The organism is Alteribacillus bidgolensis, assembly GCF_002886255.1.
Taxonomy (GTDB): domain Bacteria; phylum Bacillota; class Bacilli; order Bacillales; family Marinococcaceae; genus Alteribacillus; species Alteribacillus bidgolensis.
Window position 1 is genome coordinate 260,320 of the sequence record NZ_KZ614149.1, and the last position, 18,502, is coordinate 278,821.

Annotated in this window: 19 protein-coding genes, 4 pseudogenes and 1 other annotated feature; of the genes and pseudogenes, 17 read left to right on the forward strand and 6 right to left on the reverse strand. The window is 37.3% G+C overall.

From position 1 onward, the window contains the following. Positions 1-25 precede the first annotated feature (25 nt). Positions 26-217, forward strand: a complete 192-nt coding sequence (locus CEF16_RS01405; protein ID WP_091586982.1) for a hypothetical protein — start codon at positions 26-28, stop codon at positions 215-217. A gap of 248 nt (positions 218-465) precedes the next feature. On the opposite strand, the pseudogene CEF16_RS25175 reads toward CEF16_RS01405, so the two are convergent. From CEF16_RS25175 to CEF16_RS01420, 3 genes and pseudogenes are all read right to left on the reverse strand, one after another. Continuing rightward, positions 466-638: pseudogene (locus CEF16_RS25175) on the reverse strand (IS3 family transposase); the annotation flags it as partial. 72 nt (positions 639-710) lie between these two features. After that, positions 711-929: pseudogene (locus CEF16_RS25180) on the reverse strand (helix-turn-helix domain-containing protein); the annotation flags it as partial. Beyond that, positions 929-1,228 (reverse strand): helix-turn-helix domain-containing protein, encoded by a 300-nt coding sequence (locus CEF16_RS01420; protein ID WP_091586984.1) that lies wholly within the window; start codon positions 1,226-1,228, stop codon positions 929-931. The pseudogene CEF16_RS25180 and the gene CEF16_RS01420, both read right to left, overlap by 1 nt. A gap of 380 nt (positions 1,229-1,608) precedes the next feature. Here CEF16_RS01420 and CEF16_RS01425 point away from each other — a divergent pair, with 380 nt between their 5' ends. Beyond that, positions 1,609-2,685 (forward strand): AI-2E family transporter, encoded by a 1,077-nt coding sequence (locus CEF16_RS01425; RefSeq protein WP_170031472.1) that lies wholly within the window; start codon positions 1,609-1,611, stop codon positions 2,683-2,685. Here the strand turns inward: CEF16_RS01425 and CEF16_RS01430 are convergent. Beyond that, on the reverse strand, positions 2,663-3,577 hold the full coding sequence (locus CEF16_RS01430) for a proline dehydrogenase family protein (protein WP_091586986.1): 915 nt from the start codon (positions 3,575-3,577) through the stop codon (positions 2,663-2,665). The genes CEF16_RS01425 and CEF16_RS01430 overlap by 23 nt on opposite strands. A gap of 734 nt (positions 3,578-4,311) precedes the next feature. Further along, positions 4,312-4,514, forward strand: a binding site (T-box leader). A gap of 153 nt (positions 4,515-4,667) precedes the next feature. Between CEF16_RS01430 and alaS the strand changes: the two genes are divergently transcribed. The 12 genes and pseudogenes from alaS to CEF16_RS24185 form a co-directional block, all read left to right on the forward strand. Next, entirely contained in the window at positions 4,668-7,307 is a 2,640-nt protein-coding gene (gene alaS, locus CEF16_RS01435) for an alanine--tRNA ligase (RefSeq protein ID WP_091586987.1), read from the forward strand. A gap of 109 nt (positions 7,308-7,416) precedes the next feature. After that, a complete protein-coding gene (locus CEF16_RS01440) occupies positions 7,417-7,689 on the forward strand; it encodes an IreB family regulatory phosphoprotein (RefSeq protein WP_091586988.1) in 273 nt (90 codons plus the stop codon). Beyond that, on the forward strand, positions 7,686-8,102 hold the full coding sequence (ruvX, locus tag CEF16_RS01445) for a Holliday junction resolvase RuvX (protein WP_091586989.1): 417 nt from the start codon (positions 7,686-7,688) through the stop codon (positions 8,100-8,102). The genes CEF16_RS01440 and ruvX overlap by 4 nt, the downstream gene beginning before the upstream one ends. A 22-nt stretch (positions 8,103-8,124) precedes the next feature. Further along, on the forward strand, positions 8,125-8,412 hold the full coding sequence (locus CEF16_RS01450; RefSeq protein ID WP_091586990.1) for a DUF1292 domain-containing protein: 288 nt from the start codon (positions 8,125-8,127) through the stop codon (positions 8,410-8,412). 322 nt (positions 8,413-8,734) lie between these two features. Continuing rightward, entirely contained in the window at positions 8,735-9,865 is a 1,131-nt protein-coding gene (mltG, locus tag CEF16_RS01455) for an endolytic transglycosylase MltG (RefSeq protein WP_091586991.1), read from the forward strand. 138 nt (positions 9,866-10,003) lie between these two features. After that, entirely contained in the window at positions 10,004-10,645 is a 642-nt protein-coding gene (locus CEF16_RS01460) for an O-methyltransferase (RefSeq protein ID WP_170031475.1), read from the forward strand. Between the two features lie 18 nt (positions 10,646-10,663). Continuing rightward, on the forward strand, positions 10,664-11,596 hold the full coding sequence (locus CEF16_RS01465) for a peptidase U32 family protein (RefSeq protein ID WP_091586993.1): 933 nt from the start codon (positions 10,664-10,666) through the stop codon (positions 11,594-11,596). Positions 11,597-11,609: 13 nt separating this feature from the next. Next, on the forward strand, positions 11,610-12,875 hold the full coding sequence (locus CEF16_RS01470) for a peptidase U32 family protein (RefSeq protein ID WP_091586994.1): 1,266 nt from the start codon (positions 11,610-11,612) through the stop codon (positions 12,873-12,875). A gap of 179 nt (positions 12,876-13,054) precedes the next feature. Next, on the forward strand, positions 13,055-13,531 hold the full coding sequence (greA, locus tag CEF16_RS01475; protein ID WP_091586995.1) for a transcription elongation factor GreA: 477 nt from the start codon (positions 13,055-13,057) through the stop codon (positions 13,529-13,531). A 289-nt stretch (positions 13,532-13,820) separates the two neighbouring features. Continuing rightward, positions 13,821-14,498 (forward strand): YrrS family protein, encoded by a 678-nt coding sequence (locus CEF16_RS01480; RefSeq protein ID WP_091586996.1) that lies wholly within the window; start codon positions 13,821-13,823, stop codon positions 14,496-14,498. 118 nt (positions 14,499-14,616) lie between these two features. Further along, a pseudogene (locus CEF16_RS25185) lies at positions 14,617-14,745 on the forward strand (helix-turn-helix domain-containing protein); the annotation flags it as partial. A gap of 141 nt (positions 14,746-14,886) precedes the next feature. After that, positions 14,887-15,174: pseudogene (locus CEF16_RS24185) on the forward strand (transposase); the annotation flags it as partial. A gap of 384 nt (positions 15,175-15,558) precedes the next feature. Here CEF16_RS24185 and CEF16_RS01490 read toward each other — a convergent pair. Further along, positions 15,559-15,771 (reverse strand): DUF2536 family protein, encoded by a 213-nt coding sequence (locus CEF16_RS01490; RefSeq protein ID WP_091587110.1) that lies wholly within the window; start codon positions 15,769-15,771, stop codon positions 15,559-15,561. 101 nt (positions 15,772-15,872) lie between these two features. Between CEF16_RS01490 and mtnN the strand changes: the two genes are divergently transcribed. Further along, positions 15,873-16,577 (forward strand): 5'-methylthioadenosine/S-adenosylhomocysteine nucleosidase, encoded by a 705-nt coding sequence (gene mtnN / locus CEF16_RS01495; RefSeq protein ID WP_091587111.1) that lies wholly within the window; start codon positions 15,873-15,875, stop codon positions 16,575-16,577. A gap of 116 nt (positions 16,578-16,693) precedes the next feature. After that, entirely contained in the window at positions 16,694-16,918 is a 225-nt protein-coding gene (locus CEF16_RS01500; protein WP_091587112.1) for a YrhC family protein, read from the forward strand. 570 nt (positions 16,919-17,488) lie between these two features. Here the strand turns inward: CEF16_RS01500 and CEF16_RS01505 are convergent. After that, positions 17,489-18,121 carry an NUDIX hydrolase gene (locus tag CEF16_RS01505; RefSeq protein ID WP_091587113.1) on the reverse strand — a complete coding sequence of 211 codons (633 nt, stop codon included), beginning with the start codon at positions 18,119-18,121 and terminating at the stop codon, positions 17,489-17,491. Positions 18,122-18,260: 139 nt separating this feature from the next. Here CEF16_RS01505 and CEF16_RS23510 point away from each other — a divergent pair, with 139 nt between their 5' ends. Beyond that, positions 18,261-18,437 carry a hypothetical protein gene (locus CEF16_RS23510; RefSeq protein WP_170031478.1) on the forward strand — a complete coding sequence of 59 codons (177 nt, stop codon included), beginning with the start codon at positions 18,261-18,263 and terminating at the stop codon, positions 18,435-18,437. Positions 18,438-18,502 lie beyond the last annotated feature (65 nt).

Below are 18,502 nucleotides of genomic sequence, written 5' to 3' on the forward strand. Positions count from 1 at the left end.
TACGAAAAAAGGGAAGGTTATTTATATGGAATGTCCCTATTGCAAAGCAAAAAATACAGGTAAAATAGGTACAGAACATTATTATTGCTGGGAATGTTTTGTAGAATGGACAATTGAAAACGGAGAATATACTTTATATCAGGTCGAAGAAGACGGAACGCTTTGTTGTTTGGATGATTTATTTGGTAAAAATTGGTATTCCGAACACGGAGGATGAGGAACAAATGACAAGGAGAAGAAATATTTGGACATCTCTTGCTGTAGCTGGTATTACACAGCTGCAGGAATGACAAGACGCCGCAGTCGTGCTAATTTTTCTGCTGAAAACATCTGGGATTAACCCAGCACTGGGCGAAAACCTGGAGAAGGAAATAACAAACAGTTTATTAAAACGAAAAGATCAGGTGGCCGTCCCATAAGTAAACTGCACCCCGTCAAGTAGACAGTAGAAATAATAAAAAGAATCTAAGCGGCTTTACTCCTATATTCCATAGGGGTAAGGCCGTTTAATCGTTTTTGTAGCCGTTCGTGATTATAAAAGTGTATATAGTCATCGATAACTTGTTGTAACTCGCCAAACGTTTGTACTTATGTAAATAATACTTCTCTCACTTTAGCGTACCCCAAAAAGATTCCATCGAAAAAGTAGTATGGGAAGTCAAATCCCCAGCACACCGTTTTTTCTTCTGGGGTGTCACTCTCCCACGTCGATCTCGAAGAGCATCTTCTCCCCCTTCTTCGTATTTCTTGGTCCATTGATACTCTTGTTGATAGGACACATTATACCGTTCAGCGATGCCTTGATAGTCTTTATTATTCTCCATGTAATCTCTGGCAATGAAAATTCTTTCTGCTAGTTTGGTTGTTCTTCCTTTGGTCATTGGACGATTCACTCTTTTCCCCGTGGTTTTCACGTCTTTTTTGACCATTACGTTCGCAAAACCGACTGGGTGGATATCCCGTAACGAATAATAATCCCCGCGAGAGAATACTTCCCCGAAAGATAGTCATGAACTGCCTGTAATTTTGTTTCTTTCAAATAGGTTGTCCAGCTTTTTGAAGGTTGTAAACCTTCGAGGCCCAGATGATTGTACTTATTTCTCCAATCTTTAAAGGCAGATAATCTAATCTGATACTGTTCTATGACTTCTTTGATGGAAGAATTCCCTTTTTCATAAGCTTGGATCACTTCAAGCTTTTCTTGTGCACTAAACTTACTTTTCGCCATAAAAAATACTCCCCTTGAGGTCAAACAGATTTTTTATTTAATCTGTCTACCTTTTGGGGAGCATACCATAAGTCGGGTCGGCTAAATTTTTTAATTAACTTAAGCTGCAATACACGTAGACTCCATCGGGAAAAGCAATAGCTGAAGCGTTGTCCTCGGTAAAGAAGACACTACGAGAACGATCAAAGAGAGTTTGAGTAGATGTCGCACTTGTACCCTGAGGGAGAAAGCGAAGTTTATTTCAGCTGAAAGACAGCCCCTTTTAATCAATAGGAAAGAAAGTATACATTTTGTTGTTTGAACAAGTTAAATTTTCATATTTTCTTTTCATAAATAATTATGATAAGCCCCATCCTATAATGAAGAGGAGGGGTATTATTATGTTAAAAGAAAAGGAATGGATCTGGCTTCAGCGTCTTTTGTTATTAGCTGTATCTCTATTGATTATCTATTTATTGAGTTTGCTGAAACCGATTTGGTCTTTCTTACTTAATGCTGCTGGAAAAGTACTGCTTCCTTTTATTATTGCTGCATTTATTGCTTATTTACTTCACCCTATTATTGATTTCTTACAAAAACGCCATATACCTAGGTCTATTTCTATCTTAATTGTGTATGTTGTTTTTTTTGGAGGAGGAGCATGGGCGATATGGTATTTTAGTCCAGTAATGTACAACCAGGTTGAAAAGTTTACCCGCTATCTCCCGGGATATTTTGAACAGTTATATACTATTTTTTCTAATCTTCATCATCGAATTGATACACTGCCTCCTGCTATTCACGATAGTATTGAATTAGCTTTTGAACAATCAGAATTAAAGGCTAAAGAGAGTCTGAATGGGTTAATTCATAAATGGAGAAACGTAGTGGATATTATTATTCTGCTTCTACTCCTGCCATTTTTAGTTTTTTACCTTTTAAAAGATCTAAAGGCGATTGAAAGAACGATAAAGCATGTCGTTCCCAATAAATGGAGAGATGAAGGGGAAATGCTTGCAGGTGCTGTTGATGAAGCCCTTGGAGACTATATTAGAGGGCAGTTCATGGTGGCAGGTGCAGTAGGAATTCTGTCATTTTTTGGATTATGGCTTATAAACATACCAAACGCTATAATACTTGGGCTCTTTATCGCCATCACTGATATAATACCTTATTTCGGACCAGTTTTAGGAGCTGCTCCTGCGTTAATGGCAGCTGCTTCGGTTTCTACGAGTAAACTAATTATAACCATAATTCTTTTATTTCTTATTCAGCAAATTGAGGGGAACTTTTTGTCTCCTTACGTCGTTGGACGAAATGTTCATCTGCATCCTTTAGTTATTGTCTTTGCTCTTTTATTAGGGTTTGAAGTAGCTGGGTTTCTTGGTCTTTTGATCGCCGTGCCGATATTTGTAGTCGCAAATAATATTTTTCATACGTTTAAAAAGCAAAAGGTCACTTTGAAAAGAACCCCTTAAAAGCAAAAGCTACATTTTGCGGCCTTTCCGCTAACCGTCTCATAAAATACCCATACCAATCTTTTCCGAATGGTACATAGGTTCGGAAACGGTATCCTTCGGCTGCTAATGTTTTATGCATTTCTACACGAAATCCATAAAGCATTTGAAATTCAAATAAGTCTCTTGGAATGTTATTTTCTTGCACAAACTTTTTTACTTTTTCAATGATATGATGATCATGAGTCGCTATCGCTGTGTAACTGCCATTGCAAAGGTGCTGCTTAATAATGTGGATAAAATTGTTATCAATGTCGGATTTCTTCTGTAATGCGACTTCAGGTGGTTCCTTATAAGCACCTTTAACAAGCCGCAAAGGAATGCCTTTTAATGCTTCTACATCTGCAGAAGCCCGGTGCAGATATGCTTGAATAACTGTACCTGTATTGTCATACTTCATTCGCAGTTTTTTTAAAATGTCAATTGTCGCAGGATAATGGCTGAAGTCTTCCATATCAATTCTTACAAATATTCCGTATTTTTTGGCAGCGGAAAGAATATTTTCCATGTTATACATGCAGATCTTTTGGTCAATATCAAGACCTAGCTGAGTCAGTTTTAAAGAAAGGTTGCAATCTACGTTTTTACTAACTATAGCATCCAACGTTTTTATACAGTACTCTGCAGACTTCAATGCTTCGTTTTCATCGGTAACAAATTCACCAAGGTGGTCGACCGTACACATAATCCCATCCTCATTTAATTGTTGTACAGCCTGCATAGCGCTATTAATATCTTCTCCAGCAACTACTCTTGAAGCTCCTAATTTCCACCCCCATCGTTTTGCACTTTTATTTAATGTTTGATTTTGTGAAAGAAACAGGAAGAAATTCCGGGAAAGATTTTTCAATATATATCTTCCTTTCCTATTAAATTTTTTCGCAAAAACATTAAATGAAGCGTGAATTTATAAAAGCATATGCACATTTTAGAAAATCAGAAAGGTTTTCTTTTAGGGAGAAATTTCACTTGTTCATAAAACTGTTTTTGAGGAGATTTGTAATAGCTTTTTTAATTCCGTTCTTTACTGCAAGTGTATTATAATTATATCAATGAACTTGAACAATAGATAATCAAAAAATCAATTTCTGTTCGGTCTGTATTTAATTCACCGTGTTTTTCTTCCCTTAGCTGAAAAATAAGGGATTTGACAGATGACTTCATTTTTTATACTGTTAAGAAAGCATAAAATTTTATTAGATTCCAGTGAATCAATTTCATAAGTGCCTATTTTGATTATCAAAAACGAACATTATATCGATTGTAGCGGAAGGCGGCGACTCCTGCGGGATAAGCTTGAGCTGAAGACCACGCAGGCAGATTGCTGCCGAAGAGGCTGAAGCCAAGCCCGCGGCAAAGAAGACAATACGAGAACGAACAAAGTGAGTTGGAGTAGATGTCGCGCTTGTCCCTGAGGGTGAAAGCGTCCGCCTGAATCGAAAATCGAACGATAACGAGGAAATTTTATATAATGTTCATTTATGATAATGTAGAAATGAATTATGAAATTCATTTCAGTATAGATTTTTTCTTTTTTAAGACCTGGCGGCAAGCCAAATTTTTCTCAATAAAAACGGAAAATATAATGATAACATGAAGATGGGGAAAGTATGCTAAAGCCCTCTGCACAGAGACCGTTTTACTTGGCTGGAATAAAACGGCAGAGAAGAGTAGCAGAAAGCTGTCCCGGAATGCAGTTAATTGCTGCCGTGAACCTGCGTTAATGGCATAAGTTGACAGACTTTAGTCTGTAAACAGGGTGGTACCGCGAAACAAACTTCGTCCCTGCACCATGGGGGGCGGAGTTTTTTTATTGTCCAGGAAATTATATTTTCTCTTTTGTGGATTACGATACGATCCGTCTTCATAAAAATGGATGTTTTGTCTAATGTTATGGCAGTCGAAAACATAATGAATATCATTTTACCTAGGAGGAATAAAAAATGAAAGCTTATACTGCTGCGGAAGTAAGACAGAGGTTTTTAGATTTTTTTAAAGAAAAAGGACATTCCATAGAGCCAAGTGCTTCATTAGTTCCACATGAAGACCCAACTCTTTTATGGATTAACAGCGGTGTTGCAACTTTAAAGAAGTACTTTGACGGCAGAGTTGTCCCGGAGAATCCACGTATTGTAAACGCCCAAAAATCAATACGAACAAATGATATTGAAAACGTCGGAAAAACCGCCAGACACCATACATTTTTTGAAATGCTTGGAAACTTTTCCATTGGAGATTATTTTAAAAAAGAAGCTATTGAATGGGCGTGGGAATTTTTAACGAGTGAAAAGTGGATCGGATTTGAAAAGGAAAGACTATCAGTGACGGTCCATCCAGAAGATGATGAAGCTTATGATTATTGGAAAGAAGATATAGGTCTGCCTGAAGAACGGATTATTCGTTTAGAAGAAAATTTCTGGGACATCGGTGAGGGGCCGAGCGGGCCAAACACAGAAATATTTTACGACCGCGGGCCAGAGTATGGGAATGATCCAACTGACCCGGAATTATACCCAGGAGGCGAAAACGAACGGTACTTAGAAATCTGGAACTTGGTATTTTCACAATTTAATCACAACCCTGATGATACCTACACCCCGCTTCCAAAGAAAAATATTGATACAGGTATGGGGTTAGAAAGAATTGTATCTGTTATACAAGATGCTAAAACGAATTATGACACTGATTTGTTTTTACCGATCATGAGGACAGTAGAAAAAATTACTGGTCTTTCTTATGGTTCGTCTGAAGAAAAAGATGTAGCTTTTAAAGTAATTGCTGATCATATTCGTACAGTAAGCTTTGCTGTTGGTGATGGTGCTTTGCCTTCGAACGAAGGAAGAGGATATGTTTTAAGACGATTGTTAAGAAGAGCGGTGCGTTATGCAAAGCTTATCGGTATAGAACGGCCTTTTATGTACGAATTAGTGCCTGTTGTCGGAGAAATTATGGCAGACTATTATCCTGAAGTAAAGAACAAAGAAGCGTTCATTCAAAAAGTGATTAAAAATGAAGAGGAACGTTTCCATGAAACGTTAAGTGAAGGGCTTGCTATTTTATCAGATATAATGAAAAAAGCAGAACAAGCTGATACATCTGTTATATCTGGAGAAGATGTCTTTCGTTTATACGATACGTATGGTTTTCCTGTCGATCTCACAGAGGAGTATGTTACAGAAAAAGGCTTTGCTATTGACTTAGAAGGGTTTGAGAAAGAGATGCGAGCGCAGCGCGAGAGGGCAAGAGCAGCTCGTAAAGAAGATGCTTCTATGCAATCACAAAATGCGGTATTAGCTGAAATAAAAGAAAACAGCGAATTTATCGGCTACGACGAGCTTCAAGCGGAGGCAGTGGTACAAGTAATCGTTCACGAAAAAGAAAAAGTTGATACCGTTTCTGCTGAAATGACAGCTCAGCTCATTCTTGATCAAACACCTTTTTATGCTGAAAGCGGTGGTCAGGTCGCTGATAAAGGAAAAATAGTTAACAAAAAAATGGAAGCAAACGTTGTTGATGTTCAAAAAGCACCAAATGGCCAGCATTTACACACTGTTGAAATAGTAAGCGGATCGCTTAGAACAGGCGCTGCCGTTAAAGCTGTCGTGGAAGAAAGAGAACGCGTCGATATTGTGAAAAACCATACGGCTACGCATTTACTTCATCAGGCGTTAAAAGATGTACTGGGAGACCATGTAAACCAAGCTGGTTCTTTGGTTTCTGAAGACCGTCTGCGTTTTGATTTTTCCCATTTTGGTCAAGTGAAACAACACGAATTAGACCAAATTGAAGAAATCGTAAATGAAAAAGTATGGAAAGCTATTCCTGTCACCATCGAACAGAAAAAACTTGAAGAAGCTAAAGAAATGGGAGCTATGGCTTTATTCGGGGAAAAATACGGTGACGAAGTAAGAGTAGTTCAAGTAGGAGATTATAGTATAGAGTTATGCGGAGGCTGTCATGTAAATAATACAGCTGAAGTAGGAATGTTTAAGATCGTTTCAGAAGCAGGCATCGGAGCAGGAGTGCGAAGAATTGAAGCAGTAACCGGACAAAAAGCATATGAGTTTATGAATGATCAAATGAACATTTTAAAAGATGCTCGTGATAAACTTAAAGCTAAATCCCTGCAAGATGTTCCACAGCGGGTTGAGGCACTTCAACAGCAGATTCGTGATTTGCAGCGAGAAAATGAATCTCTGAATGCGAAAATTGGAAACATGGAGGCAGGAAATCTGCTTGATAATGTAAAAGAAGTAAACGGTGTTAATGTTATCGCACAAGAAGTATCTACTGCAGACATGGATGGCCTGCGCAACACAGTGGACGAATTAAAACAAAAAATAGACTCTGGTATTGTTGTATTAGGTGCAGTAAATAATGGTAAAGTAAATCTTGTCGCTGGTGTGACAAAAGATTTAACCGAAAAGGGATATAAAGCAGGAAATATTGTTAAGGAAACAGCTTCTATATGCGGAGGCGGCGGAGGAGGCCGTCCGGATATGGCCCAGGCCGGCGGGAAAAACCCAGATAAACTTTCCGAGGCATTGGATGCAGTCACTGAAATTGTGAAATCCATTTCCTAAAAGGGAATAATTGGTGTACAATAAGGGCAAGATGTTGAAAGCATTGGACTGTTATATGTAATAATTGTCCTTAAAAATAAATGCAGTACTTATTGAGGAGGTGTATGGGATGGGTTCAAACGACAACACCATGAAATTTAATGTCCAGGATGATTCCATAGACGTAGATGCCAGCGAAGTATTGTTTACGGTTTACCAGGCTCTTGAAGAAAAAGGATATAATCCAATTAATCAAATTGTAGGTTATTTGTTGTCCGGTGATCCTGCATACATTCCTAGGTACAAAGATGCCCGTACTCTCATCCGGAAGATTGAAAGAGATGAGCTGATCGAAGAATTAGTGAGGTCTTATTTGCATGAACACGGGAAGGAGAAGGAATGAAAGTATTAGCCTTAGATGTTGGCATGAAAAGGATAGGGGTTGCTGTTTCTGATGCATTGAGATGGACAGCCCAAGGGCTTGAAACTATTCATGTTAAAGGGGACAACCCACAGGAAGCATTTGGAAGAATTTCAGAGTTAATGAAAGAACATGAAGCTTCTGAAGTAGTAGTTGGTCTTCCTAAAAATATGAATGGGACAATAGGTCCGCGCGGGGAACAATGCCAAGAATTTGCCAGGCACCTAGAGAAAGAATTACAAGTGCCAGTCTATATGTATGATGAACGTTTAACAACACAGGCTGCAGAACGTACTTTGATTGAAGCTGATATGAGCAGAAAGAAAAGAAAAAAAGTCGTTGATAAAATGGCAGCCGTGATGATATTACAAGGATATCTTGATCAAAACCAATAGAATGACAGCGGAGGTGTAACGAATGACACAAGAAGAAAACGAGCGTATTGTAATCCCTGACGATGAAGGTAATGAACATCTTTTTGATGTATTGTTTACATTTGATGTAGATGATACAGGGAAATCCTATATGGTATTAACGGATGCTGGAGAAAATGAAACCGAAGAAGAAGTCGAAGTGTTTGCCTTCCGTTTTGAGGATGAGGGAGAAAAAGACTCAGATATCTCTTTATTTCCGATTGAAACAGATGAGGAATGGGATATCATAGAGGAAATGGTTGAAACATTCAGTGCTGGTGAGATGGAGTAAAGATATATACAAGTGAATGATAAAATAAGCTGCCTTAAAAGAGTGAAGTTTCTCTTTATAAGGCAGTTTTTATTAGACGATTGGGAAAGTGTATATAGTATAGACAAGCAGTATAGACAAGCGATTGGTTTTTCATTTAGATTTATCTAGAAGATCAAGGGAAAAACTTGTTTGAGATTCTATGATTATCAAAATTAGTGAATAAATGCTTTCCTCCAAAACCAACTGTAACAGCTTTGTCACTATCAGCATTATGATTTCGTGAAACTCGAATATTGACAAATGTTGTATAATGAAAGCGTTGGAAAAGGGGGAGGCTTTTATGAGTGAGAAAAATTCAAAAAATCAATTGACAGAACGAGCTGGACAAGCAAAAATTGTGAGACGGATTGTGTTTATTGTGATTGCTGTCATATTGCTTGTCATTATTGGAGTCAGTTTAGGCGGGTATATATACATAACATCAGCGTTAAAACCATTAGAGGAAGAAAGCGAAGAAACAGTAGAAATAGAGATACCGATTGGCTCAAGTAGTTCGTCCATAGGACAGATACTAGAAGAAAAAGGCGTCATAAAAAACGGAACAATATTCCGGTACTATGTGACATACAAAAATGAAAAGGGTTTTCAAGCTGGAACGTATGAATTATCTCCTTCCATGGATATAGATGAAATTATTCATTCTTTAAAAGACGGAACGGTCATAAAAGAACCAGAACTGACTTTTACGATACCAGAAGGTACTTGGTACGAAGATATTATATCCCAAATTGCAGAGGCAGTACCTTATGAGGAAGAAGAAATTGAGTCACAGCTTGAAGATGAAGAGTATGTAAAAGATTTAGTAGAACGTTTTTCTATTCTAGACGAAGAAGTACTTGAGGCAGATATTCGTTATCCGCTTGAAGGCTATTTGTTCCCGGCAAGATATGACTTTATGGAAGAAAAACCTGAGCTTACTTACATAATAGAACAGATGATTGAACGTATGGAGGAAAATGTGGTAGAATTTTCAGAACAACTAGAAGCAAGTGACTATTCGATACATGAACTATTAACATTAGCTTCTATTGTTGAAAGGGAAGCCCAGCATGAAGAAGATCGGCCAATCATTGCAGGAGTACTTTTTAATCGGTTGGAAGAAGGCATGAGACTTGAGGTGGATCCTACAGTTGCTTATGCGATAGGCGAACATCGTTATATGACTTCTTTAGAGGATACAGAAATTGACTCACCATATAACACTTATCGGTATGGTGGATTACCACCAGGACCAATAGCCAGCCCCGGAGTTAATTCTATAAGAGCAGTTATGCTGCCAGAAGACAGTGAATATCTTTATTTCTACGCAAGGCCGAATGGTGAGGTTATTTATAATGATAATTACGAAGAACATAGAAGAACACAAGAAACATATAGAAGTGAATGGGAAGAGGCGGAAGAAACTGAATAAATAAAAGTAATTTAGGAGAAATCTTGATCTATACATTTAGATAAAGCTCCAGCGGCTTTCCTAAGTTATGGGAAGCCGCCTTTTAAGGATACATCTATGAAAAAATAAAAACATTTATTAATGTACAGGAGAGACACAATGTATGAACAGCCTGAAATGATAAAATATATACGTGATCTAAACAATAAACCTAGCCTATTATTCCTTGAAATGGAGAAATTCGCAGAAAATAACAATGTCCCTATCATAGAAACAGAAGCGTTAGATGTTATGCTGCAAATATTACATATACATAACAGCAAACGTATCCTTGAGATTGGAACTGCTATAGGATACTCAGCGCTTCGAATAGCAAATGATTCACCAGAGAGAAAAGTTATTTCTCTTGAAAAAGATAAAGAGCGTTATGAAACAGCTCTTAACTTTAGAAGTAAAAGTAAATTAAAGTCTCAAACTACGTTTGTTCACGTGGATGCACTTGATGAGACTTTTTCTCTTGAAGACAGATCTCCATTTGATGTATTATTTATTGATGCTTCGAAAGGAAAGTATGAAGAATTTTTTATAAAGTACACCCCTTGCTTGAAGCATAAAGGTCTTGTGATTACAGACAACGTCTTTTTCAAAGGACTGGCTGCTAAACCTGAGGACGCTCCTAGACGTATTCGTTCGATGGTAAGAAAAATTCATTCATATAATAAATGGCTGGCAGATCATCCTTCTTTTTCTACAAAGTTTCTTGCTGTTGGTGATGGGCTGGCTGTAAGTCAAAAAATATAAATAAAGCAGGTGAGATGCATGGCGGACAGACCTGAATTGCTCGTCACTCCTCATCAAGCAGATGACATCCCTGATCTGGTTTCTGCAGGGGCTGATGCATTTTTAGCTGGTGAAGAAGCTTTTGGTTTAAGGCTTGCAGGGAATTTTGACAGAGCAGAAATGGAAAAAGCTGTGGAATTAGCCCATAAAAGGGGAACCAATGTTTATGCAGCAGTAAATGCTATATTTCATAATAATCAATTGAAATACCTTAAGGAATATATTAGGTTCTTAAATCGTATAGGAGTAGATGCAATTGTTTATGGAGACCCTGCTGTTCTTTTAATAGCCAAAGAAACTGCTCCATTTATTCCCCTTCATTGGAATACAGAAACTACAGCAACGAATTGGCAAGCTGCCAATTATTGGGGGAAACAAGGAGCCGAGCGAGCTGTTCTTGCCCGTGAATTAAATATGGATGCTATTACTGAGATAAAGGAAAATGCAACGGTAGACATCGAAATTCAAGTTCACGGTATGGCGTGTATGTTTCAATCTAAACGACAATTAGTTGGAAATTATATGGAATATCAAGGGCGGAATTTACAAATAGAGCGCAGAGATAAAGAACGCAATCTGCATTTATATGATTCAGAACGCGATGTGAAATATCCCGTTTTTGAAGATGGAAACGGTACCCACATTATGAGTCCTAGAGATATGTGCATTATTGATGAGTTAGATGAACTGCTTGATGTTGAAGTAGACGCCTTTAAAATAGAAGGTATTTTCAAGGATAAATCATACCTTACAGAAGTTACTGCTCTTTATAAACAAGCGATAGACTTGTATTATCAAGACCAATCACTATATAGCAAAAAAAGAGAAATCATGTTAGATAAAGCAAAAAGTCTTCAACCTCGTACACGAGACATAGATACAGGCTTTTTCTTTAAAGAAACAGTGTATTAAAGGGGGGGTTGAAGTGGAGGCAGCTGTACAGAAAAAGAAGGACAATAGGACGACGAAAGAATTAAAAAAGCCGGAACTGCTGTTACCTGCTGGGAACCTCGAAAAATTGAAAATTGCTGTTCATTATGGGGCAGATGCAGTGTATATAGGCGGCCAAGAGTTTGGACTTCGGTCGAATGCCGGAAATTTTTCAATCGAGCAAATGAAAGAAGGCGTGACGTTTGCACAGAAATATGGAGCAAAAGTGTATGTGACAACAAATATATTTGCTCATAATGAAAACATGGAAGGGCTTGATGAATATTTAGAATTAATTGAGGCAGCTGGTGTGGCGGGAATTATTGCTGCAGATCCGCTTATTATAGAAACGGCTAAAAAAGCTGCACCTTCTCTAGAAATTCATTTATCTACTCAACAATCATTGGCTAATTGGATAGCTGTTAAATTTTGGAAAGGACAAGGGTTAGATAGAGTCGTGCTGGCTAGAGAAGTCAGCCTTGAGGATATGCTTGAAATAAAGAAGTACGTTGACATAGAGATCGAAACATTTATACATGGAGCGATGTGTATATCGTACTCAGGCAGGTGTGTATTGAGCAACCATATGACAGCTAGAGATTCTAACAGAGGCGGTTGCTGCCAATCGTGCCGTTGGAACTATGATTTAATAGCATCAGAAAAAAAAGAAGAAAAACCTCTACATTCTATAAATGATGTACCTTTTACGATGAGCCCAAAAGATTTGAATTTAATTCAATCGATACCTAAATTAATGGATGCAGGGATTGACAGTTTAAAGGTTGAAGGCAGAATGAAGTCTATTCATTATGTAGCAACTGTTGCATCTGTATACCGAAAAGTAATAGATGAGTATTACACCAATCCTGAACATTTTCAAATAAAAAGAGAGTGGTTAGAAGAGCTTGGGAAGTGTGCCAACCGTGATACTGCACCGGCTTTTTTTGAAAATGTACCAACTTATAAGGAACAATTGTGGGGAGAAAGTAAAAAGAACGCCCCATATGAATTTGCTGGTATGGTCCTTGATTATGACAAGAAGACAAAAATGGTCACCCTTCAACAAAGAAATCTTTTTAAATCTGGGGATGAAGTGGAATTTTTTGGACCAAACAGTAATAGTTTTAAACAAACCGTTCCTATTCTTTTTGATGATAAAGGAAATAAAATGGATGCTGCTAGACATCCTCTCCAAACCGTTTGCTTTCAAATTGATCAGCCAGTAAAGCCTTGGGATATGATGAGGAAAAATAAAGAGTAAAATTATTTGTATTTTTTCTAAACCATGCGTATGATAATGGCAGAAAGAATTGTGTGTTATTTTTAACCAAAGGAAGGCCTGTTCCTTAAAAACTGTGGAACAGACCTTTCTCATATTTATTTCGTGTGTATAACAATTTAAATATATGGTAATTATCAGTTAGAGGAGTGACTAATAAAATGGCAGAAGAAAAACAGCATTATATGACAGAAGAAGGAAAGCACAAATTAGAGAAAGAATTAAATTATTTAAAAACAGAGCGTCGACAAGAAGTTGTTGAACGTATTAAAATAGCTAGAAGTTTTGGAGACCTCTCTGAAAACTCTGAGTATGATGCAGCTAAAGATGAACAAGCATTTGTTGAGGGCAGAATCAACCAAATTGAAAAGATGCTGAAAAATGCTGTGATTATTGAGGAAGATGCCTCTAATAATACAGAAGTAGCCCTTGGGAAATCAGTGAAGTTTAAAGAACTCCCAAATGGTGAAGAAGAAGTATATACAATTGTAGGGAGTGCAGAATCAGATCCGTTAGAAGGCAAGATTTCTAATGATTCTCCTATGGCAAAGAGCTTACTTGGAAGAAAAGTAGGAGAAGAAGTAACAGTGAGTACACCAGGAGGAGACATTGAAGTAGAAATTATTGAAGTAAATTAAATGATTTTATAAGCAGCGAGTTAATATCGCTGCTTTTCTTTTTATACTTTAGGGAAGTTTAACTTTGTTAAAGGATCAAAGTATAAGTAAAACTACGTCTTCCGCTATAAGGATACGGTGGAAAATTGAGTTTTTCTAATGTCAAATTATAAAGCATAAAAAAATATATGGATTTGTGTAAAATACTGAAAAAAACATAAAACCCTCTCGATTAAACTTATAAAATCTTATATTATGAAGAAGAGGATAGTTATTATTATGTGCTGAAAGGAATGGCAGGTGGTGAAAGGTGAATAATGATAACAACCGTGGTTTCGGAGAAGATACTCGGTATGAAATGCGGAAAAGAAAACGAATGAATCGTATCCTTAACGCTTCGATTGTTGCGGTGGGTGGTCTTATTATATTTTTTGCAGTTCAACTATTTTTTTCAGGGAATGACCAAGCAGTGGAAGAGAACGAAACAGATAATATAGCAGAAGAAGCGGAAACGGAACCTGTAGAAGAAACAGAAGAAGAATCGGAAAACGTACCTGAGGAGGCGCCTGAAACGGATACAGAAGAAAGTAAAGAAAATAGTGATACGGATGAAATAGAAGAGAACTCCGAAGAACCAGAAGAAGAGCCCGATGGCCCCCAAATTCCTGAAGGAGATGGTGAAAGCGGGGAGTGGGAACCGATTGGAACAGAACAGTCTGGATCATTTAGTCATGATTTTAATAAAGGCAGTCAAAACTGGAAAGAAATGAAAATGGCTTTGCGGTATGCAACGAATCTTGATGAGACCGACGAAGACGATATAAGATATTGGAGAATTGAAAACGGCGGTGACAGCCACACTGTTGTAGGAATAATTAGTGACAAAAATAATGAAAACAATCCTTATCATGTGACGATGGAGTTTATTGAAAACGAAGGCTGGAAACCCATTGAAGTGAAAGTATTAGATTCAAATCCTCATAACTAAATGAATGATAAAAGAGGAGCTGTCCCAAAGCAAGTTTGTACTGCACCCCAAAAGTTAGAGTAAAATCTAACTTTTGGGGTGTTTCTTTATGGCTAAATATAGTGAACAATTTAAGTTAATGGTAGTAAGAGAATATCAAGAGGGTTATTTGGGATATGACACGTTGGCTAAGAAGCATTGCATGACAAACAGTTCACCAATTAAAAGGTGGGTGAAACTATACGAGAAATTTGGGATAGAAGGATTAAAAAGGATACGACAAAAGAAAGTTTATTCTGTTCAATTCAAGCTGGAAGTATTAAGCTTTTATGAAGAGAACAGGTTCTTCAGAAACGGAAACAGCCCTTCAGTTTGGTATAACAAACCCTCCAATGATAAGTTCATGGCTCAAGGGTGGCATTATCAACATAGAAGTTGGGTTAAGACACTAAAGAAAAATAATGTGTTTCAGAGTATGTCGCGGAAAGGTAACTGTATAGATAATTCTCCTATGGAGAACTTCTTCGGTCTATTAAAACAAGAGATGTATCACGGTGAGGCACGATCCTCATATGAAGATTTAAAAAAGAAAATTGAAGAACATATCGATTATTATAATAACAAGCGTATAAAGCAAAAATTGGCAGGTATGAGTCCAGTTCAATACCGGATTCATACTTGCCAATTAGCTGCTTAATATAAAACTCTAACTTTTGGGGGTCACCTCAGTTCAAGCACAGGGGCGGCTCTTTTTAGTGTGTAAATAGAGCTTAGTTGAATGAGGTCATCCCATTTAACTATGTTAGAAGAAAGGGCTTACTGTTCTGAAAGTATAAATTTTATTGGTAAACAGTATAAGTAAAATGACGCATTCAGGGCTGAACTAAGACACCGTTGCCGTAAGACGTCTTCCACACAATGTGCTGGCTTCTGCGCCTCCTTACATTCGACAAGCAGAGTGCTCCTTACACATTTATGTTAAAAGGCCTTGAACATAATAAAAGAAATACCCGGGCCGTAAAAGGATTGCATTTAAAGGTTGCTGTCATTTTCACAGCACTCGGGAAATTGCTAACGTTCATCAAGTTTGTTTCCCCTTAAAATGAACGACAGCAGTATAAATAGGCCTAGAGGTAGCCGGATCATAATGAACGTGATGCTGCACATGATGTACATACAATAAAATAGCTTCGTTATGTTCTACTTGTTTATTAATTTTTTCTTCTAAATGATGAAGAGAGGGCGCTTCAAAGAATTCTATTTTATCTCCTATTGGCTGTAATTGTATACTCAAAAATGGTACCTCCTTTATGTAACCTTTAACTAACCGTGATAGTATTATAATATAGGGAAAGCAGCATGTGAAGAAATGATAATAAGAAGGGGATTGTTAGGATGAGAATAGCAGTAATCGGAGCAATGGACGAAGAAGTGGAATTGTTAATAGATCATCTGGAAAATCGGATTGAGGAAGAAATTGGCGGAAGTTTTTTTTATAGGGGATACATACAAGGACAAGAAATTATACTAGTTAAATCCGGGATAGGTAAAGTAAATGCGGCAATTAGTACATCGATTCTGCTGGAAAAATTCCAGCCTGATGCTGTTATAAATACAGGTTCGGCTGGCGGGTTTAATCCAGCTTTGAAAGTGGGAGATCTGGTAATTTCTAAAGAGGTCCGCTATAATGATGTGGATGCAACTGTATTTGGATATGAATTTGGTCAGGTACCTCAAATGCCAGCAAAATATGAAGCGGATGAAACACTAGTTCAAGCAGCAAAAAAATGTGCTATAAACGAAAAATTAACGACGTTGGAAGGTTTAGTTGTCTCAGGTGATTCTTTTATGAGTGATGATTCGAGAGTTGCCTTTTTAAAAAATACATTTGTAGAACCACAGTGTGCTGAAATGGAGGCAGGGGCTATAGCTCAAGTTTGTTATCGATTTAACGTTCCATTTGTAATTATTCGTTCACTAAGTGATATAGCGGGACAGGATGCTAAACAATCATATGATCAATTTCTAAAAAAGGCATCCGTTCACTCTGCAAATTTAGTTCTTTCAATGATTGACGAGTTAAAAAATAGGCAAATATAAATATAAATATATGCAACTACTAAACATCTTCTATTTTTGGTTAAAGTCTCCTAATTATCCCTCTCATCCCCTGTGATATAATCAATTATAACAGTAGGCATAGGGAGGGAGAGAAGATGGAAAAGGAGACAGAAGAACAGCAAAAACTGGCTCGGGATTTCTCTACTTTCAGCAGAATATTGTTAACGCTGGCTTCGTTTCTCAGTTTGGGCTATTTTTTACCAGATACTTTTTCCAAACAAGAGGAAACGACTGCTTTGATTATCATTAATGTTCTTTTAATGGTTTCCATTTTTCTCCATATTATAGGAAAAAGAGCAGAGGAAAAAGTTGATGAATAGATTGACAGAATGTTTTTCACTGTTAGGAAACTATAAAATTTTTTATTTATAAACTGTATAAGAAAAACGACGCCATTCAACGCACAGGACGTATAATGCCCCGTTGCTTCAAGCATACTTTCACACGCTGCGTTACTTGCACAGGATGTGTTGACTTCTGCACAGGTACAGGATGTTTGCGAACTTAACAGAAGTCCTTTACCTTCTGTTAGGTGTTTTCGTTGACATGTCGGAAAGCCGAGTTTTTCTTAAAAAAAATAAGAAAGTAAAGATTTAAACCATATTCTCTTTTTTGAGAATGTGGTATTTTTTATGCATTAAGGCCAATACGCATCTAAAGCTGAAGCAACAAAGGAATGAAAATGATTTTAGGTGCCGAAACTTCTTTTAATGACCGGAACGCAGATGCCTTTTATTGGCAGCTAGAACGTCCTGTCGTCCGTTGTCAAAAACGTCGTGTCGTTTGACATTGACGACATTAGCACGCCCTGTGCGTCGACGTGTACGTTTTTAGTAGAAGTACCTTTTTGTTAGTCGGTTTCCTTTTTCATGGCCAAAACACGCGGCTATTTACTTGTCATTCACGTTCAATTCATCAATAAAGTGTTTAATAATTCTAGCGGTCAACCCCCATATAACATAATCCTTATAAAAATAAAAATATTCGGGTATTACTCCTTTTTTCCACTGATAATTCTTCCCTCCTGGAAGGTGCTCATAAGGAAATGAACAGCCTGCTTCTACGTTTAGGTACACATCATGGCGTTCAGGTTCCATATCGAGAAAAAAAGATAAAGGTACAGTAAAAAGCTCATCCACTTCTTCTTGATTGGGCGACATTGGAGCAGAACGGTTTAAAAAGCCTACATAAGGATAGATGATTTGGTTGAAAGGGGATACCATCCTATCTAGACTGCCCGTTAAGGAAATGTATTCTTCACTAACTCCTACTTCTTCGCACAACTCACGAACTGCAGCATCACCAGGAGTGCGATCAGAAGAATCTACCATCCCTCCTGGAAAGCATATTTCACCAGGTTGGCGGTTCATATGTTTAGCTCGCACTTCAAATAATATGTGCATTTCTTTTTCTATCTCTATTAAAGGTATCAATACAGCATAGCGGCGCATTTCGTACTCATCAATAATTCCTTGTTTCCTATTTGCAAATCTTTTTAGGACTGTTTTTTTATTTACATTCACTTATATTATTTCCCCTTTTCCTTCTTTTCTTATTATGATAGCAGAGAATGCAGTTTAACTCATCATTATGGCCTTATGTTTGTTCATTTTATCATCGTGGTATATACAGTAATAAGAAGCTAATGAAGGAGGATTTTTAATGCCTGAGTCTAAAAGGCAAAATAAGAATAAATCAATTAAGACGACAAAGGACACACCTCCCACAATCCATGAAGATCCAGTACCATTAGAAGACTTAAAAATAGAAGAAAAGGAAATGAAGAAAAAAGAAAAATCGAAAAATTCATCCTCAACAGAGAGAAAAGAGACAAAATAAGAAGCCAGAGGTGAGACTTCTGGCTTCTTTCTTTGCTCATAACCGACCCATTGTGAGAACAACAA

What these genes read in the sequence shown, in the direction of transcription:
- mltG (WP_091586991.1), top strand. Translation starts at nt 8,735, where the DNA reads ATGAGTGAGAAAAATTCAAAAAATCAATTGACAGAACGAGCTGGACAA.
- CEF16_RS01500 (WP_091587112.1), top strand. Translation starts at nt 16,694, where the DNA reads ATGGAAAAGGAGACAGAAGAACAGCAAAAACTGGCTCGGGATTTCTCT.
- CEF16_RS01420 (WP_091586984.1), bottom strand. Translation starts at nt 1,228, where the DNA reads ATGGCGAAAAGTAAGTTTAGTGCACAAGAAAAGCTTGAAGTGATCCAA.
- CEF16_RS01460 (WP_170031475.1), top strand. Translation starts at nt 10,004, where the DNA reads ATGTATGAACAGCCTGAAATGATAAAATATATACGTGATCTAAACAAT.
- CEF16_RS01440 (WP_091586988.1), top strand. Translation starts at nt 7,417, where the DNA reads ATGGGTTCAAACGACAACACCATGAAATTTAATGTCCAGGATGATTCC.
- CEF16_RS01425 (WP_170031472.1), top strand. Translation starts at nt 1,609, where the DNA reads ATGTTAAAAGAAAAGGAATGGATCTGGCTTCAGCGTCTTTTGTTATTA.
- CEF16_RS23510 (WP_170031478.1), top strand. Translation starts at nt 18,261, where the DNA reads ATGCCTGAGTCTAAAAGGCAAAATAAGAATAAATCAATTAAGACGACA.
- CEF16_RS01465 (WP_091586993.1), top strand. Translation starts at nt 10,664, where the DNA reads ATGGCGGACAGACCTGAATTGCTCGTCACTCCTCATCAAGCAGATGAC.
- CEF16_RS01405 (WP_091586982.1), top strand. Translation starts at nt 26, where the DNA reads ATGGAATGTCCCTATTGCAAAGCAAAAAATACAGGTAAAATAGGTACA.
- alaS (WP_091586987.1), top strand. Translation starts at nt 4,668, where the DNA reads ATGAAAGCTTATACTGCTGCGGAAGTAAGACAGAGGTTTTTAGATTTT.
- mtnN (WP_091587111.1), top strand. Translation starts at nt 15,873, where the DNA reads ATGAGAATAGCAGTAATCGGAGCAATGGACGAAGAAGTGGAATTGTTA.
- ruvX (WP_091586989.1), top strand. Translation starts at nt 7,686, where the DNA reads ATGAAAGTATTAGCCTTAGATGTTGGCATGAAAAGGATAGGGGTTGCT.
- greA (WP_091586995.1), top strand. Translation starts at nt 13,055, where the DNA reads ATGGCAGAAGAAAAACAGCATTATATGACAGAAGAAGGAAAGCACAAA.
- CEF16_RS01450 (WP_091586990.1), top strand. Translation starts at nt 8,125, where the DNA reads ATGACACAAGAAGAAAACGAGCGTATTGTAATCCCTGACGATGAAGGT.